This window comes from Pseudomonas sp. S1_E05, from assembly GCF_056337105.1.
Genome location: NZ_JBFRHM010000001.1, coordinates 1196184 through 1212544, shown reverse-complemented (window position 1 = coordinate 1212544; position 16361 = coordinate 1196184). Strand labels below are relative to the sequence as shown.

General features: G+C 61.0%; 13 protein-coding genes. 6 read left to right on the top strand and 7 right to left on the bottom strand.

From position 1 onward, the window contains the following. Positions 1-25: 25 nt before the first annotated feature. Together AB4N33_RS05645 and AB4N33_RS05640 are read right to left on the bottom strand one after the other, a co-directional pair. Positions 26-1378, bottom strand: coding sequence for an MFS transporter (locus tag AB4N33_RS05645; RefSeq protein ID WP_476456663.1), 1353 nt, complete (start codon positions 1376-1378; stop codon positions 26-28). A 183-nt stretch (positions 1379-1561) separates the two neighbouring features. Further along, a complete protein-coding gene (locus AB4N33_RS05640; protein WP_460124049.1) occupies positions 1562-2599 on the bottom strand; it encodes a LacI family DNA-binding transcriptional regulator in 1038 nt (345 codons plus the stop codon). Between the two features lie 282 nt (positions 2600-2881). On the opposite strand from AB4N33_RS05640, the gene AB4N33_RS05635 reads away from it, so the two are divergent. From AB4N33_RS05635 to AB4N33_RS05625, 3 genes are read left to right on the top strand one after another with little or no spacing between them, the layout of a single operon-like run. Then, positions 2882-4666: an IlvD/Edd family dehydratase gene (locus AB4N33_RS05635; RefSeq protein WP_460124047.1), complete on the top strand. Its 1785-nt coding sequence runs from the start codon at positions 2882-2884 to the stop codon at positions 4664-4666. A 27-nt stretch (positions 4667-4693) separates the two neighbouring features. Further along, positions 4694-5911, top strand: coding sequence for a fumarylacetoacetate hydrolase family protein (locus AB4N33_RS05630; protein WP_460124044.1), 1218 nt, complete (start codon positions 4694-4696; stop codon positions 5909-5911). 17 nt (positions 5912-5928) lie between these two features. Then, a complete protein-coding gene (locus AB4N33_RS05625) occupies positions 5929-7518 on the top strand; it encodes an aldehyde dehydrogenase (NADP(+)) (RefSeq protein ID WP_476456662.1) in 1590 nt (529 codons plus the stop codon). A gap of 64 nt (positions 7519-7582) precedes the next feature. Here AB4N33_RS05625 and AB4N33_RS05620 read toward each other — a convergent pair whose 3' ends face one another. Beyond that, positions 7583-8362 carry an SDR family NAD(P)-dependent oxidoreductase gene (locus tag AB4N33_RS05620; RefSeq protein WP_476456661.1) on the bottom strand — a complete coding sequence of 260 codons (780 nt, stop codon included), beginning with the start codon at positions 8360-8362 and terminating at the stop codon, positions 7583-7585. Positions 8363-8425: 63 nt separating this feature from the next. Beyond that, positions 8426-9352: a LysR family transcriptional regulator gene (locus AB4N33_RS05615; RefSeq protein WP_476456660.1), complete on the bottom strand. Its 927-nt coding sequence runs from the start codon at positions 9350-9352 to the stop codon at positions 8426-8428. A 195-nt stretch (positions 9353-9547) separates the two neighbouring features. On the opposite strand from AB4N33_RS05615, the gene AB4N33_RS05610 reads away from it, so the two are divergent. The 3 genes from AB4N33_RS05610 to AB4N33_RS05600 are packed head-to-tail and all read left to right on the top strand — an operon-like array spanning position 9548 to position 12332. Continuing rightward, positions 9548-10984 carry an NAD-dependent succinate-semialdehyde dehydrogenase gene (locus AB4N33_RS05610; protein ID WP_476456659.1) on the top strand — a complete coding sequence of 479 codons (1437 nt, stop codon included), beginning with the start codon at positions 9548-9550 and terminating at the stop codon, positions 10982-10984. Between the two features lie 12 nt (positions 10985-10996). Beyond that, positions 10997-11329, top strand: coding sequence for a carboxymuconolactone decarboxylase family protein (locus tag AB4N33_RS05605; RefSeq protein WP_476456658.1), 333 nt, complete (start codon positions 10997-10999; stop codon positions 11327-11329). Position 11330: 1 nt separating this feature from the next. Then, a complete protein-coding gene (locus tag AB4N33_RS05600; RefSeq protein WP_476456657.1) occupies positions 11331-12332 on the top strand; it encodes an NAD(P)H-quinone oxidoreductase in 1002 nt (333 codons plus the stop codon). Positions 12333-12468: 136 nt separating this feature from the next. Here AB4N33_RS05600 and AB4N33_RS05595 read toward each other — a convergent pair whose 3' ends face one another. The 3 genes from AB4N33_RS05595 to AB4N33_RS05585 all read right to left on the bottom strand — a co-directional run bounded on the left by AB4N33_RS05595 (position 12469) and on the right by AB4N33_RS05585 (position 16258). Further along, positions 12469-14310, bottom strand: coding sequence for a nitric oxide reductase activation protein NorD (locus AB4N33_RS05595; protein WP_476456656.1), 1842 nt, complete (start codon positions 14308-14310; stop codon positions 12469-12471). A 76-nt stretch (positions 14311-14386) separates the two neighbouring features. Beyond that, the gene (locus AB4N33_RS05590; RefSeq protein WP_460124036.1) at positions 14387-15814 is read right to left on the bottom strand and encodes a cbb3-type cytochrome c oxidase subunit I; all 1428 of its coding nucleotides are present in this window, start codon (positions 15812-15814) and stop codon (positions 14387-14389) included. A gap of 3 nt (positions 15815-15817) precedes the next feature. Next, the gene (locus AB4N33_RS05585) at positions 15818-16258 is read right to left on the bottom strand and encodes a c-type cytochrome (protein ID WP_460124034.1); all 441 of its coding nucleotides are present in this window, start codon (positions 16256-16258) and stop codon (positions 15818-15820) included. Between the last annotated feature and the right edge of the window lie 103 nt (positions 16259-16361).

The following is a 16361-nucleotide window of genomic DNA, read 5'->3' as shown; positions in this document are numbered from 1 at the left end:
CGGGGTTGGCGCAGTGGACGGCCAATCAGCCTTTGCTGTCCTTGGCCAACATCGACTTGGGAATCAGCATGATCAGCACGCAGCTCACCAGCAGGCATCCACCCAGCACATAGGTGCCATTGTTGATGTCGCCCGTGAGCGTCTCGGCCGTGGCGGTGATCATGGAGCCGGTGAACCCGGAAAGGTTACCGATCGCGTTGATCATGCCAATGCCCGCTGCCGCGGCCACGCCCGACAGAACGGTACCCGGCAAGGTCCAGAAAATCGGCATCAGGCTCAGCAACCCAGAGGCCGCGACGCTCAGGAAGAAGATCGACACCGGCAGATTGTGGGCGAAGACGGCGCTGCAAATCAGGCCGATGCCGCCGATGAATGCCGGGATGGCCGCGTGGTATCGACGTTCACCGGTTTTGTTGGAGTGCCAGGCATTGAGGGTCATGGCCACGATGGCGGTGGCGTAAGGAATGGCCGTCAACAGACCGATGTGCAGGGTGTTGGAGATACCGGTCGACTTGATGATCGTCGGCATCCAGAACGCCAAGCCATAGAAGCCTGTGTTGAACGTCAGAAGGATCGCCACCAGCAACCATACGCGGCCGTTGAAGATCACATCACGAAGGCTGGAAGCCTTGGTGGTGTTGTCGCGCTCGAGGTTGTTCTTGAGGACGTTTTTCTCCGCCGTCGTCAGCCACTTGGCGTTGTCGATCTTGTCCACCAGCAACGTCACGACGACCACGGCCATGATCAACGAAGGAATGCCTTCGATGATCAGCATCCACTGCCAGCCCGCCATGCCGTGCACGCCTTGCATGGACTGCATCAACCAACCGGACAGAATCCCGCCCAGGGTCAGGCTGATCGGCATCGCCATCAGGAAGCCCGCCATGACGCGGCTTTGACGGTGGGTGGGGAACCAGTAGTTGAGGTAGAGAATCACGCCCGGGAAGAAACCGGCTTCACAGATGCCGAGCAAAAAGCGCAGCACGTAGAACATGGTTTCCGATTCGATATGGAAGAACTTGGCCAGCGGCACCGTGAAGGCGACCGCCATGGAGACAATGCTCCAACTGATCATGATCCGGGCGATCCAGAGGCGCGCGCCGAAACGATGGAGAAACAGGTTGCTCGGCACTTCGAAGAGGAAATAACCCCAGAAGAAGATGCTCGCGCCCAAGGCGTAGACGGTGTTGCTGAATTGCAGGTCGTTGAGCATGTCCAGCTTGGCAAAGCCGATGTTGACCCGATCCAGGTATGCCGCCATGTAGCAAAACAGCAGGATCGGCAGGATACGCAGGATGACTTTTCGGTAGGTGCGGTCCTCGGAGGTAAGCGCCGCCGAGCCCTCTCCGTCGAGAGAGCGCTGAGATACTGATTCCATGTGTAAACCTCAAGGCATGTCGTCATGCCGATTGTTTTTGTTTTGGCTTGCGACCTTGAGTTCCTCGGACCGTCTGAGGCAATCCGGAGGGAGAAAAGGACTCTGCAAGATAGGCTGTTACCGGTAACATTTTTAATTTAACAACGAGTTTCCGAGCAAAGCAAGCAGGCCCGACTAAAAATTTCAGGTGCTTTCGCGGGCGAGGATCTTGAATTCGACCACTTCGGATTGTCTTGGTCGCGGCTGTCCGAGCCGCTGGGCGTTGGCACTGTTCGCCAGCAGTTCCCCGGCGCGGCGACCAATCCGGTAGGGGTCCACAGAGACCGTGGTGATGGTCGGCGTGCAATAACGCGACACCTCGAAATCACCGAAACCGGCGATGGCGACGTCGTCCGGCACACGCAGCCCCTGACGATGGCACTGCATGATGGCGCCGAACGCGGACAGATCACTCACGCACATGACCGCGTCAGTGTCCGGCCACTTCTCCAGCAACCGTTTCACCGACTCACCACCGTGGCTCATGGTGATCGGCGACTCGCCATACTCCATCACCCTCGGCTCCCCTGCCCCCAGCGCCTGGACTGCCTGGAGGTAGCCCTGCTGTCGTTGCTGACCACGGTGGTCGAGCACGGACGCGCCGCCGATGTAGCCGATGCGCCGATAACCCTGCTGATACAGGTGCTCGTACAGCGCGGCGGCGGCGGCAACGTTGGAAAAGCCCACCGATTGCTCGATGGGGTCATCGGGAATGTCCCAGGTCTCAACGACAGGCACTTGCGCCTGGCGCAACAGCTTGCGGGTTTCATCCAGGTGCGCGCTGCCGGTCAACATCACACCGACGGGGCGATGGCGCAGCAGCGTGCGCACCAGCAACGCCTCTTGTTCCAGGTGGTAATCGGTGTCGCCCAGGAGCAGGCACAGGCCATGGCCGCTGACGGCGTCGTTGAGGCCGCGCACAGTATCGGCAAAGTTCGAACTCGCCAGTGACGGCACCAGGGCGACGATGAATTCCGAGCGCCCGGTGGACAAGGTCCCGGCGGAGGCATCAGGCAGGTAACCGAGGCTTTCGATGGCGTCCAGAACGAGCTTCTGCGTGCGCTCTGACACGTCTCGACCCGCCAGAACACGGGAGACCGTCATCTTCGATACACCGGCCAGTTTGGCAACGTCGGCCATGCGCGGCGGCGTGGTGGTTTTGCCTGAATCCTCGAAACTCATGAACGTCCTGTTTTCCTGAAAAAGACCGGGCAGCGCCTGAAAATCAACGCCGCCAACACGGATGCCGGCCGATTATACATGGGCGGTACTCACCCGACCTCTGCTGCTTGATACCGCATCGGCCACCCGGTCGAATATCGATATTGGGCCTTTACAAAACAAAAATGTTACCGGTAACATCAAGTCATTCGAACGCCGGCAGACGCTGTGCAACCCGTCAGTCTTGTCGCTTCTCGCGGTGGTTCGCTTTTCGTCGATCGACGCCTAACAAGAGATAAAAAAATGTCTGAAAACACTCCTCTGCCCCTTCGCAGCCAACAATGGTTTGACGATCCGAGCCATGCCGACATGACCGCGCTCTACGTGGAACGGTTCATGAACTACGGCATGACGCGCGAGGAGTTGCAATCAGGCCGCCCCATCATTGGCATCGCCCAGACCGGCAGCGACCTGGCGCCGTGCAACCGCCATCACCTGGAACTCTCGCAGCGAACCAAGGCAGGCATTCGTGATGCCGGTGGCATTCCGATGGAGTTCCCCGTGCATCCGATGGCCGAGCAGACACGACGCCCCACCGCGGCCCTGGATCGCAACCTGGCGTATCTGGGTCTGGTGGAAATCCTGCACGGCTTCCCGCTCGATGGCGTTGTGCTGACCACCGGCTGTGACAAGACCACCCCGGCCTGTCTCATGGCGGCGGCGACGGTCGATATTCCGGCAATCGTGTTGTCCGGCGGGCCGATGCTGGACGGCCACCACAAGGGCCAGTTGATCGGTTCGGGCACCGTGTTGTGGCATGCGCGCAATCTGCTGGCCAGTGGCGAGATCGATTACGAAGGCTTCATGGAGATGACCACGGCGGCCTCCCCTTCGATTGGTCACTGCAACACCATGGGCACGGCCCTGTCGATGAACGCGCTGGCCGAAGCCCTGGGCATGTCACTGCCCGGCTGCGCGAGCATTCCGGCGGCCTATCGTGAGCGCGGCCAGATGGCCTACGCCACGGGCCGCCGCATCGTCGACATGGTGCGCCAGGATATTCGTCCTTCGAGCATCATGACCCGCGAAGCGTTCGAGAACGCGATTGCCGTCGCTTCGGCGCTGGGCGCCTCGACCAACTGCCCGCCGCACCTGATCGCCATCGCGCGGCACACCGGCATCGATCTCAGCTTGCAGGATTGGCAACGCATCGGCGAAGACGTGCCGCTGCTGGTCAACTGCATGCCCGCCGGCAAATACCTCGGCGAGGGGTTCCACCGCGCTGGCGGCGTTCCGGCGGTGATGCACGAACTGAAAAACGCCGGTCGCCTGCACGAAGACTGCGCCACGGTCTCGGGTAAAACCATCGGCGAGATCGTCAGCCACAGCGCCGCGAGCGATAAAGACGTCATCCATTCGTTTGAAGACCCCTTGATCCAGCGGGCCGGGTTTATCGTATTGAGCGGTAACTTCTTCGACAGCGCCATCATGAAAATGTCGGTGGTCGGCGAAGCCTTCCGCAAGACGTATCTGTCCGAGCCTGGCGCGGAGAACAGTTTCGAAGCCCGTGCCATCGTGTTCGAAGGTCCGGAGGACTACCACGCGCGCATCAACGACCCGGCACTGGACATTGACGAGCGCTGCATCCTGGTCATTCGTGGCTGTGGCACCGTGGGTTACCCGGGCAGCGCCGAGGTGGTCAACATGGCCCCACCGGCCGAGCTGATCAAACGCGGTATCGACTCGCTGCCGTGCCTGGGTGACGGTCGCCAGAGCGGTACCTCCGCCAGTCCGTCGATCCTCAACATGTCGCCTGAAGCGGCGGTTGGCGGCGGGATCGGTTTGCTGGAAACCAACGACCGCCTGCGCATCGACCTCAATGCGCGTCGAGTGGACCTGTTGGTCGATGAAAGCGAAATGGCCCGTCGCCAGGCGGCCTTCAAACCCACCATCCCGGCCTCGCAGACACCCTGGCAGGAAATCTATCGCCAGCAGGTGGGCCAACTGTCAACGGGCGGTTGCCTGGAACCCGCGACCTTGCACTTGCGCGTCATCGCGCGCAGCGGCAATCCACGTCACTCCCATTGATCCGCCCTTTGCGCCGAGGTGTTTTCCATGTCTCAAACAATTGTTGCAACCGCATTATCGGACTTGAATGTGCACGCGCAGGATCTGGCCCAGGGCACCTGGATCAGCCGTGTGTGGATCCCCGGCGCCACGGCCGGCCCTGCGGTCGTGCTGCTCAAGGATCATCAGGTCTATGACATCAGTGCCCGGGTCGCGACCGTGTCGGCGTTGCTTGAACTCGATGAGCCCGTTGCCTACCTGCGCAGCCTGCCACTGGAGCAGGCGCTGATCAGCTTTGATGAGTTGCTGCGCAACAGCGACGCCGCCACCCGTGACGAAGCCCGACCGTGGCTACTGGCGCCCATCGACCTGCAAGCCGTCAAGGCTGCCGGGGTGACCTTTGCCACCAGCATGCTCGAGCGCGTGGTCGAAGAGCAGGCCAAGGGTGACCCGGCCAAGGCCGACAGCATTCGGGCAATATTGGTGGAAAGCATCGGCGCCGACCTGGGTGACATCGTGCCGGGCTCCGCCCAGGCCGCTGCCCTCAAGGAAGTGTTGATCAGCCAGGGCATGTGGTCGCAATACCTGGAAGTGGGCATCGGACCTGACGCCGAGATCTTCACCAAGGCGCAACCTCTGTCGGCAGTAGGCTACGGGTCGGACATCGGCATCCATCCCAAATCCAGCTGGAACAACCCTGAACCGGAAGTGGTATTGGCCGTCTCCAGCAAAGGCAGGATCCAGGGCGCTACGCTGGGCAATGACGTCAACCTGCGAGACTTCGAGGGCCGCAGCGCCCTGCTGTTGTCCAAGGCCAAGGACAACAACGCATCGACCTCCCTGGGCCCGTTTATCCGCCTGTTCGACGAAACCTTCGGCATCGACGACGTGCGCTCGGCGGAAGTCGCCCTGCGCGTCGTCGGCGAGGATGGTTTTGTCCTCGATGGCAGCAGCTCCATGAATCAGATCAGCCGCGATCCGACGGATCTGGTGGCGCAAACGCTCAATGAAAACCACCAATACCCCGATGGTTTCGTGCTGTTCCTCGGCACACTGTTCGCCCCCAAGCAAGACCGGGATCTGCCCGGAGGTGGCTTCACCCACAAGCCGGGTGACGTGGTGGCCATCAGCAGTTCCAAGCTCGGCACACTGGTGAACCGGGTGACGACCAGCGATCGCGCGCCTGCATGGCAGATGGGTTATCGTGCCCTGCTCGACAATCTGCACAGTCGCGGGTTGATCGACGCCGCCATCCAGCCACGTTGACCCTTGGGAGCCTATCCATGAACGAACACAACGGACACAACTTCATCAACGGCCAGCGCAGCGCGGCGGGGCAAAATCGCCTGCAAAGCTTTGATGCCAGCACGGGTGAAGAACTGCCTGGCTTCTACATCGAAGCCACACAGGAAGAAGTCAACGCCGCCGCTCAGGCCGCCGCGGCGGCTTACCCGGCCTACCGCACGCAGCCTGCTGCCCGACGCGCCTTGTTTCTTGAAGCCATCGCCGATGAGCTCGATGCCCTGGGCGACGAGTTCATCACCACGGTTTGCCGGGAAACGGCGTTGCCGGCCGCGCGCATCCAGGGTGAGCGGGCTCGCACCAGCGGCCAGATGAGGCTGTTTGCCCAGGTGCTCAAGCGCGGGGATTTCTACGGTGCACGCATCGACCGCGCCCTGCCCGATCGCCAGCCCCTGCCACGCCCTGACTTGCGCCAATACCACATCGGGCTCGGCCCGGTGGCCGTATTCGGCGCCAGCAACTTTCCGCTCGCCTTCTCTACCGCCGGCGGCGATACCGCCGCAGCGCTCGCGGCCGGTTGCCCGGTGGTTTTCAAGGCGCACCCGGGTCACATGGCCACTGCTGAATGGGTCGCCCTGGCGATCATTCGCGCCGCCGAACGCACAGCCTTGCCGGCGGGCGTTTTCAACATGATCTACGGCGGCACCGTCGGTGCCTGGCTGGTGCAGCACCCGGCGATCAAGGCGGTCGGTTTCACCGGTTCGCTCAGGGGCGGTCGAGCGCTGTGCGACATGGCTGCGGCACGTCCGGAACCGATTCCGGTTTTCGCCGAGATGTCGAGCGTCAACCCGGTGCTGGTATTGCCCGAGGCTTTGAAGGTCCGGGGCGCCGAAGTGGCTGCGCAGTTGAGCGCTTCGGTGGTCCAGGGTGCGGGGCAGTTCTGCACCAAACCCGGCATGGTCATCGGTATACGATCACCCGAATTCGAGGCATTCCTGGACGACCTGGTCCAACAGGTCAATGCTCACCCTGCGCAAACCATGCTCAATGCCGGTGGGCTGTGCAATTACTCGGACGGCTTGACGCGCCTGCATGATCATCCGCAGATCCAGCACCTTGCGGGACGCCCACAGGAAGGCGGCCAGGCACATCCACAACTCTACGAAGCGGACGCCGCGCTGTTGATCGAGGGCAACGAACTGCTCCAGCACGAAGTGTTTGGCCCGGTCATCGTCGTCGTTGCGGTGAAGGATCGACAGGAACTGCAGCAGGCACTGCAAGGTTTGCAGGGCCAACTGACGGCCACCCTGATCGCCGAACCGGCGGATCTGGAGGTCTTCGGCGATCTGGTTCCGTTGCTGGAACTCAAGGCCGGTCGCCTCCTGCTGAATGGATACCCGACCGGTGTCGAAGTCTGCGACGCGATGGTCCATGGCGGCCCCTACCCGGCCACTTCGGATGCTCGCGGTACGTCCGTGGGCACGTTGTCGATCAATCGCTTCCTGCGCCCGATCTGCTTCCAGAACTACCCGGACAGCCTGCTCCCCGACCCGCTGAAGAATGCCAATCCCCTGGGCATCCTGCGTCTGGTGGATGGCGTGAGCACCCGGGATCGCCTGGCCGATCATTAAGTGAATGGCGCCCCTGGTCAGGCGATGGCGCGTGGCTCAGGGGCGTGTTTTGTGAGATCGCTCATCAAGGCGCGGCCTTGTCCTCAATCAGGCAATTGCCACCGTCCACCACCAGCAGCTCACCGGTGATGTAACTGGCCTCGGGGGAAGCCAGAAAAGCCACCGCGGCAGCGACCTCCTCCGGGCGCCCTGCCCGACCGACCGGCGTAGAAGCGCCAGCCCGCTCTTCCTGCGCGGTACTTGAACCGGTGGCAATCCAGCCAGGCGCTACCGAGTTCACGGTAATGCCCTGTTTGGCGACTTCCAGGGCCAGACTCATGTTCATCCCCACCATCCCGGCCTTCGCAGCGCCGTAAGCCGCGCCCGTTGGATAGCTGCCCCGGGTGCCCGTGGTCGAGCTGACATTGACGATGCGACCATAACGCCGCGCCAGCATGCCCGGCAGCACGTCGCGGGTCAGCAGGAAGGCCGTGGTCAGGTTGCGCGCGATGGAACCCGTCCAGGTCTCGATGCTCATGTCGACGAATTCGGCGGCAGCTTCCACCTTTCCCTGCACGGCCATGCCGGCATTGTTGACCAGGATGTCGATGCGCCCCCAATGTGAATGCGCCCAATGGACCAGCTCACTCACCTGTGCCTCATCGGTCAGGTCGGCAGGACGACCCTCTACTGTGAACCCTGCGGCACGCAACTCGGCGACCCGGTCGTGGATCCGCGCGCTGCTGGCGGTGATAATCAGCTTCGCCCCAGCCGTGCCCAGGCGTCGGGCAATGGCCATTCCAATGCCATGCTCGCTGCCGGCTCCGCTGATCAGGGCGACCTGATCGTTCCACGTGGCAATCATTGTCGTGCTCCCTTTCCGAATGTACCGAACTCTTCGCTAGGCATCGCTGCCTGTTCCACCACCTCAGCCGATCAGCTCTTGAGCCGTGGTCTCAAGGTCAAGCCCCACTGTAGCTTTCAAGGTGTCGATGAAACGGGTGATTTTCGCATCAACGAACTGACGCGATGTATAGACGGCATACACGTTGCGCTCATAGGTGTGATAATCGGGCAACACCCGCACCAGCCTGCCCAAGCGCAAATCTTCGATGGCCGTGAACCCGGCGATCAAGCCGATGCCGGCCCCTTGTCTGACGGCCACCGCCATCGCGTCCATATCGTTCACGCTGAAGCTCGGACCCTGAGGCACAAAGACCGCGTCGCCCGACTTGCTCTTGAGCTGCCACTCATCCCTGACGTAATCCACAGTGCCGAGAAGTAGGCATTGATGGTCACTGAGATCTTGCGGCGTTACAGGGGCCGCGTGTTGTTTCAGATAATCGGGTGACGCCACCAGAACGCAATGGCTCACTCCGATTTTCTGGCTGACATACGCCGAGTCAGGCAACGTGCGAGCAATCAGAATGGAGACATCCAACTGGTCTTCCAGAAGATTGGGCATTCGCTGGGACAGGATCAGGTCCACAGTGACATCCGGAAATGCCTCGCGATAGTCCAACACCGCGCCCGTCACCAGGTGCCTGGCGAGTCCGGGCACGCAATGCACCCGCAACGTCCCCCTGGGCTCAAGAGCGGCATTACTGGCTTCGGCTTCCGCATGCTCGAGATCAGCCAGGATTGAGAGACAGCGTTCGTAGAATCGCCGTCCCGCATCGGTGACCGAGAGGCGCCTCGTCGAACGCTGCAGGAGTCGGGCGTCCAACGCGCTTTCCAACGCGGATACGGCGCGTGAAACGTTCCCCACCGTAGAGTCCAGATGGTTTGCCACAGCAGTGAAACTGCCCATTTCGACCACCTTGACGTACACCGACATGTTCGAAAGTTTGTCCATCCTGATCGCCCCGTATCTGCAACTCAGCCGCAATAACCATCGATGCTACAGACTTCCCCACACATCCGATATTACCTCTGCACACAACAATGATTCCCTCGCCGGCGACTAAATCAACACGCTCGCCTTCCCTAGACTGGCTCCACGGATCACCAGAACGGATCCGCACCCTGGCAACCTATCGAAGGCGAAATCATGAACACCTCGTACGATCCGCTTTATCTTTTCATCGGTGGCCAATGGCTCACTGCGCAGGGGCGCAACACGGCGGCTGTGGTGAACCCGGCTACGGGACGCGAAATAGGACGCGTTCCATTGGCGACCACGCAGGATCTCGATCATGCGCTGAGTGTGGCAAGCACAAGCTTTGAAGTGTGGCGAAAGACCGTTCCCTCCCAGCGTGCTTTAGTCCTCAAACGTGCGGCCGACCTGATCCTTGAACGGGCACCGCACATCGCCGCGCAGATGACGCTGGAAGAAGGCAAGCCGTTGGGCGAAAGCCTGGATGAGGTGACCCGCGCAGCCGAGTATTTCGAGTGGTTCGGCGAAAGTGCACGACGCATCGATGGTCGTGTTGTCCCTTCCAACCGTCCGGGTGTACTGCAACTGGTCAAGCGTCAGGCCATTGGTCCCGTGGCCGCCTTCACGCCCTGGAATTTCCCGGCCATCACACCCGCCCGCAAGCTCAGCGCTGCGTTGGCCGCCGGTTGCAGTGTCATCCTCAAGCCCGGAGAGGAAAGCCCTTCCACTGCCCTGGCGCTGGCCCGTGCGTTGGACGACGCCGGGTTGCCTGAAGGTGTGTTGCAGGTGGTTTTCGGCGTCCCGGATCAGGTATCCAGTCACCTGATTGCCTCACCAGTCATTCGCAAGGTGACCTTCACCGGCTCAGTACCCATCGGACGACTCTTGTCGGCGCGTGCTGCTCAGGGGGTCAAACCCATCACGCTTGAACTGGGTGGCCACGGGCCGGTGCTCGTATTCGAAGACGCCGACATTAAAAAGGCCGCCCTAGAAGGCGTGGCGAACCGGTTTAGAGGAACCGGCCAGGTATGTATTTCTTCAACCAGGTTTCTCATCCAGCGTGGCGGTTATCAGACCTTTGTCGATCATTTTGTGGCGGCGACCAAAGAACTGAACATCGGCAATGGGCTGCATCCCCTCACGCAGGTCGGGCCACTCGCCAACCCCCGACAACTGGCCAAGATGGAGGAACTGGTAGTCGACGCGGTCCAGAAAGGCGCTCGGGTATTGACCGGAGGCGAAGCGCTGCCGGGTGAAGGCTTTTTCTTCCAACCCACCGTACTGGCTGATGTCCCGATGGATGCCCGCGTCATGCATGAGGAACCTTTCGGCCCCATTGCGGTGCTGATGCCCTTCGATCAACTGGCTGATGGGCTCAAGGAGGCCAATCGCCTGCCTTATGGTCTTTCAGCCTACGCGTTCACCTCCAACGCACGCACTGCAATAGATGTAGCCGACGGCCTGGAGGCTGGGATGATCGGAATCAACCAATACCGCATCGTCGCCACAGAGCTTCCATTCGGTGGAATGAAAGAAAGCGGTCATGGTTCCGAAGGCGGTATCGAAGGCATCGAGCATTACCTCACGCACAAATTCATAAGCCAGGTGTAAGGAGACTCTTCCATGTCCGCTCTCAATTTCAGCAGCCCTCGCGAGGCCGCCCGGGCGTTTACACCCAAGCTGGCGCAATTCATCGACTCGACGCTCTACCCACAAATCTGGGGCGATGCATCGCTCTCGCCCCGCGACCGTAGCCTCATCACCTTGGCGGCATTGGTAACAGCTGGGCATTCAGAGGAGTTGCCTGCACATCTGCGACGCGCCATCGCCAACGGGGTGAAACCAGACGAAATTGCCGCCGCGATCACCCATCTCGCGTTTTACACAGGATTTCCGGGGGCGATTACGGCATCTGCCATTGCCAACGCAACGCTCAACCCATCGGAGAACCGCTGAAATGAAAGCTATCACCATCACCGAGTTTGGCCCAGCACACGTCCTGAGGCTCGGCGACGCTAAGGATCCTGAAATACGCTCCACCGATCTGCTTGTCCGGGTCTTTGCAGCAGGAGTAAACCGTGCAGACCTGACCCATAGAAAGGGTGGCTACGGCCACCCGGACTTCGGCGACTCTCCGATCATGGGCCTGGAAATCGCCGGCGAAGTCATTGGCAAGGGCGACGAAGTTTCCGGCTTCGAGTTGGGGGATCGTGTGATGGGGGTCGTGGGAGGCGGTGCCTACGCGGAACTAGCCCGCATCGACTACCGCATGGCCATGCACATTCCCGCACAGCTTGACTATGTGCACGCTGCGGCGATTCCGGAAGTCTTCGTAACTGCCCACGAAGCGATGATTCACTTGGCTCGCCTCAAGCCTGGTGAGTCGGTATTGATTCATGCCGCAGCCGGAGGCGTAGGCTCCGCAGCCGTGCAACTGGCTTACGCCACTGGCGCCACGGTATATGCGACCACCGAAGGCAGCAAACTGTCACGCGTGGAGCATCTGGGGGCTGAGTTTGCAATTGACTACAAGTCGCAGGATTTCGCGCAAGTCATAGCCCGGAATACCCAAGGTCGGGGTGTCGATGTAGTGATCGACTTTATAGGTGAGCCCTATTTCGCACGCAATATTTCATCCCTGGCAAACGGCGGACGCATGGTCCAGGTGGGTATCCTGGGCGGTGGCGGCAAGGTGGCACTCGAATTGGAACACCTCCTCTACCGGCACATACAAATCATTGGTACGGTAATGAAGTCCCGCACCCAGCCGGAAAAACACGACATGATCAACCGCTTTCGCGAACACTGGCTTGATCGTTTCGATGGCACCGCGCGCTTGGAGCCCGTGGTCGACAGCACTTTTTCGCTCTCACGTGCCGCCGATGCACATCGACGCATGGAGTCTTCCGAGAACGTAGGGAAGATCATCCTGACCATGCAACCTCAGGATCTGGTTTGAGAGGCACATCGCCAGCTCAAACTGCTTGGAGCGGATCGGACAGCCTTCAACGGTGGATATTGAACACCTGCCGCGAAGGACTGGCCCGACCCGTCACCTGACACACAGACAACCCCGAGCCACCGCCGGCCGGCTCTCACAACTGGGTCAACTGCCGATACAACTGCGGCAACCGCAGCGGCAGTTGCTCGGGCTGGCGGATCAGAGTGTAGCCATTGGCGCCGAACATGTAGGGCAGGTATTCCTCGGCCTCGCGATCGATGGTGATGCAGAACGGGATCAGGCCCTGGCGCCGTGCTTCCATGACCGCCTCGCGAGTGTCTTCCACGCCGTAGCGGCCTTCGTACAGGTCCAGGTCGTTGGGTTTTCCATCGGTGACCAGCAACAACAACTTGCTGCGCCGCTTGCTCTGTCCCAACAGGTGGGTGGCGTGACGAATGGCGGCGCCCATGCGCGTGTAATAACCGGGTTTAAGGCCCTGGATCCGCCCACGGGTGTTGTCGTCGTAACGTTGGCCGAACGACTTCAACTCCTGCATGCGTACCTGCTGTCGGCGTAATGACGAAAACCCATACAAGGCAAAATCATCACCCAACCCCGACAGGGTTTCGCCGAACAACAGCAAACTGTCGCGCACCACATCAATCACCCGATGCTCATTGTTCAAATGCGCATCGGTGGACATCGACAGATCCGCCAGCAACAGGCACGCCAGGTCACGCCGGGTCCGCCGTTGTTCCATGAACAGTCCTCGCTCGGCGCTCTGCCCATGCGCGCGCTCGACGTGAAAATCCAGCCACGCCTGCATGTCCAGTTCCGAACCCTGCGCCTGTTGGCGCATCCACTGCCGATCATTGCGCAGGTGCTCGAACTGACGCCGCAGACGATGGGCCGAAGCCTTGAGCCGTTGCGGCAGCGGCAGTGCCTCACAGTCGCGAGGCACCATCATTTGCAGGTTGACGAAGCTGTCCTGCATTTGCTGCTTGCGGTAGTCCCACTCCGGCAATTTGATGCCCTCGCCCAGCGGTATATCGTCAACGTCGGCGGGTGGCAGATCCAGGTGCAGCTTGAGACCACCGCCCTTGCGCAGACGTGTGCGCGACAGGGTCAATTCATCCAGATCGTCAGCGACCTTGGAGGCGTCCTCGTCTTCGCTGTCGTCCTCCCAGCGATCCAGGTCGACGTGTTCACTCCAGCTGAACAGGTTCTCGAGGCGCACCACCAGGAAACCGCCATCGCGGGTGCTGTCGTCGATGCGTTTGGCGCGCTTGCGCCCGCTCTTCTGTTCGCCGGGTGCGGTGGTCAATGATTCTTCGGATTCCTCACCCAGGTCGGCCTTCTGCGGCGTCGACAGGTTTTGCGGCGGATACAGCCACAGCGGCAGCGGCCAGGCCGCCCGTTCGCTGCGCGGGAAATGCTCGACACTGCCAGGCTCACGCAGCGCCTGACACAACGCCCGCTCCAGCGCCGCCTCACTGCGACTCAATGAGCCAGGATCGGGGCGCAGTTGCAGGTGCGCGTCCACCAGGCGCTTGTAGCGGGCGCGCAACGCCGGGAAGCGTTGCAACAACTGCTGGGTCCAGCGCTGATTATCCCGCCCCCAGTGCCGCATCGGCCCGGCCTGCGCGGCCAGCAACGCGAGCCAGCGGTACAGTTCCTGGTTCAGGGAGACTTCAGGAAACACCGCCAGGCTCGGCGGCAGACGCAGCGTGGTGTCGTCACACCAGGCCAATGGCACTTGCTTGCAGGTGCCGGCGATCTGCTGCAACACATTACGCCGCAGCAGCAGGTCACGTTCGCTGGCCGCTTCCACACCGATGCTGCTGGCGCCGCCCATGGCACGGAACAACAACGCCAACGGACGTTGCTGGCTGGTCAGCTCAACCCGCGCATCGGGAAAATCAGGGCTGGCGCGACGGGTGATGAAACGGTGCCAGACACTGCCGACCCACTCTTCCAGTTCGACGGTAAAGGCCATTGAATTCGCCCTTTCTGAAACCAAAAAACGGCCCGCTGTACCAGCCGGGCCGACCTTTTCTAGCCGTTACTTGCACTCATGAAGGGACTACCGGTGCGGGAGCCCGCAACGCGGCGCGACCACGCTGGCGGAAGCTGCACAGGTAGCAGACCAAGCCGCCGAGGAACGCCACACCCGAAGCCAGGCGAGCCCAGAACAGCACTTGAAGGTGATCGACCGTGGCCATGAACGGCATGGCCAGGCCATCAGCCTGCCAGCGTTGCAGGTAGACCTGCACGGCACCCGCGGCGGTGAGGAACAGCGTAATCGCCACCATCGACAGGGTCATCAGCCAGAAGCCCCAGACTTCGAGGGTCTGCGAACGCTCGTCTGCCGCTTCACCCAAGCCGCGCAAGCGTGGCATGGCGTAGCTGATCAGGGTCATGACGATCATGGCGTAGGCGCCGTAGAAGGCCAGGTGACCGTGGGCCGCCGTCAATTGCGTACCGTGGGTGTAGTAGTTGACCGGTGCCAGGGTGTGCAGGAACCCCCAGACGCCCGCCCCGAAGAACGCGGTGACGGTGGTGCCCTTGGCCCACAGGGTGGCCGCACGGTTGGGGTGTTGCCGACGACGTTTTTTCACCATGCTGAAGGCGAACATCACCATGGCCAGGAACGGCAGCGGTTCCATGGCGGAGAAGATCGAGCCCACCCACAGCCAGACCTCGGGGGCACCAATCCAGAAGAAGTGGTGACCGGTACCGATGATCCCGGTAATCAGCGCCATGGCGATGATCACGTACAGCCATTTCTCCACGACTTCGCGGTCGACACCGGTGATCTTGATCAGGACGAAGGCCAGCATCGAACCCATGATCAGTTCCCAGACGCCTTCCACCCACAGATGCACCACCCACCACCAGTAGAACTTGTCACGGGCCAGGTTATCGGGGTTGTAGAAGGAGAACAGGAAGAACACCGCAAGGCCGATCAACCCGGTCATCATCACCATGCTGACGGTGGTCTTGCGACCTTTGAGCAGGGTCATGCCGATGTTGTAGAGAAAGCCCAGGCAGACGACCACAATGCCCATCTTGGTGATGGTCGGCTGCTCCAGGAACTCACGCCCCATGGTCGGCAGCAACTCGTTGTGCGTCAGTTTGGCGAGGCCAGCGTACGGCACCAGCAGGTAACCGAGGATGGTCAGCACACCCGCTGCGGCGAACACCCAGAACAGCAGGATCGCCAGTTTCGGACTGTGCAGCTCGCGGTCCGCCTCCTCGGGAATCAGGTAGTAGGCCGCGCCCATGAAGCCAAACAGCAGCCACACGATCAGCAGGTTGGTATGAACCATCCGCGCCACGTTGAACGGAATGACCGGGAACAGGAAGTCGCCGATCACGTATTGCAAGCCCATGATCAAACCGAACAGCACCTGGCCGAGGAACAGCATCAGGGCGAACACGAAGTACGGCTTGGCCACGGCTTGCGAGGCGAATTTCAGATGCGGATTAGAAATACTCATCTCTCAACCCTCCTTGTTTGGCGGCCAGTTGTTGGTATTGATCTTCGAGCTCCACTTGAGGAACTCGGAGAGGTCGTTGACCTCCTGCTCCTTGAGGTGGAACTGAGGCATCGCCCGCCGACCGGGTACGCCCAACGGCTGCATTTTCATCCACGCCTGCAGGAACGGCTTGAAGCCTTCCTCGCCGCCGCGACGCTGGAACACGTTGCCCAGCTCAGGCGCGAAGTAAGCGCCCTCGCCCAGCAGCGTATGGCAGCCGATGCAGTTGTTTTGCTCCCAGACTGTCTTGCCGCGTATCACCGACTCGGTTAACTGCTCGACGTTACTGCGCTCCGGAAAGGTCTGTTCTGTGTGGTAGGTCAAGGCCAGGAATATCAGGAAGAAGAACACGCTTCCCCCGAAGTAGATATTCCTGGCCATGCCCTTGGTGAAGGTCTCTGACATGGTCGCTTCCTCATTGCTTGGCGAGTCCATGATAGGAACCGAGGGGCTTAAAACCGCTTGATGGCAATCAAGAAAAGCAGATGGATTAAGGCAGCTGCAAGTT

What these genes read in the sequence shown, in the direction of transcription:
- AB4N33_RS05645 (WP_476456663.1), bottom strand. Translation starts at nt 1,378, where the DNA reads ATGGAATCAGTATCTCAGCGCTCTCTCGACGGAGAGGGCTCGGCGGCG.
- AB4N33_RS05640 (WP_460124049.1), bottom strand. Translation starts at nt 2,599, where the DNA reads ATGAGTTTCGAGGATTCAGGCAAAACCACCACGCCGCCGCGCATGGCC.
- AB4N33_RS05635 (WP_460124047.1), top strand. Translation starts at nt 2,882, where the DNA reads ATGTCTGAAAACACTCCTCTGCCCCTTCGCAGCCAACAATGGTTTGAC.
- AB4N33_RS05630 (WP_460124044.1), top strand. Translation starts at nt 4,694, where the DNA reads ATGTCTCAAACAATTGTTGCAACCGCATTATCGGACTTGAATGTGCAC.
- AB4N33_RS05625 (WP_476456662.1), top strand. Translation starts at nt 5,929, where the DNA reads ATGAACGAACACAACGGACACAACTTCATCAACGGCCAGCGCAGCGCG.
- AB4N33_RS05620 (WP_476456661.1), bottom strand. Translation starts at nt 8,362, where the DNA reads ATGATTGCCACGTGGAACGATCAGGTCGCCCTGATCAGCGGAGCCGGC.
- AB4N33_RS05615 (WP_476456660.1), bottom strand. Translation starts at nt 9,352, where the DNA reads ATGGACAAACTTTCGAACATGTCGGTGTACGTCAAGGTGGTCGAAATG.
- AB4N33_RS05610 (WP_476456659.1), top strand. Translation starts at nt 9,548, where the DNA reads ATGAACACCTCGTACGATCCGCTTTATCTTTTCATCGGTGGCCAATGG.
- AB4N33_RS05605 (WP_476456658.1), top strand. Translation starts at nt 10,997, where the DNA reads ATGTCCGCTCTCAATTTCAGCAGCCCTCGCGAGGCCGCCCGGGCGTTT.
- AB4N33_RS05600 (WP_476456657.1), top strand. Translation starts at nt 11,331, where the DNA reads ATGAAAGCTATCACCATCACCGAGTTTGGCCCAGCACACGTCCTGAGG.
- AB4N33_RS05595 (WP_476456656.1), bottom strand. Translation starts at nt 14,310, where the DNA reads ATGGCCTTTACCGTCGAACTGGAAGAGTGGGTCGGCAGTGTCTGGCAC.
- AB4N33_RS05590 (WP_460124036.1), bottom strand. Translation starts at nt 15,814, where the DNA reads ATGAGTATTTCTAATCCGCATCTGAAATTCGCCTCGCAAGCCGTGGCC.
- AB4N33_RS05585 (WP_460124034.1), bottom strand. Translation starts at nt 16,258, where the DNA reads ATGTCAGAGACCTTCACCAAGGGCATGGCCAGGAATATCTACTTCGGG.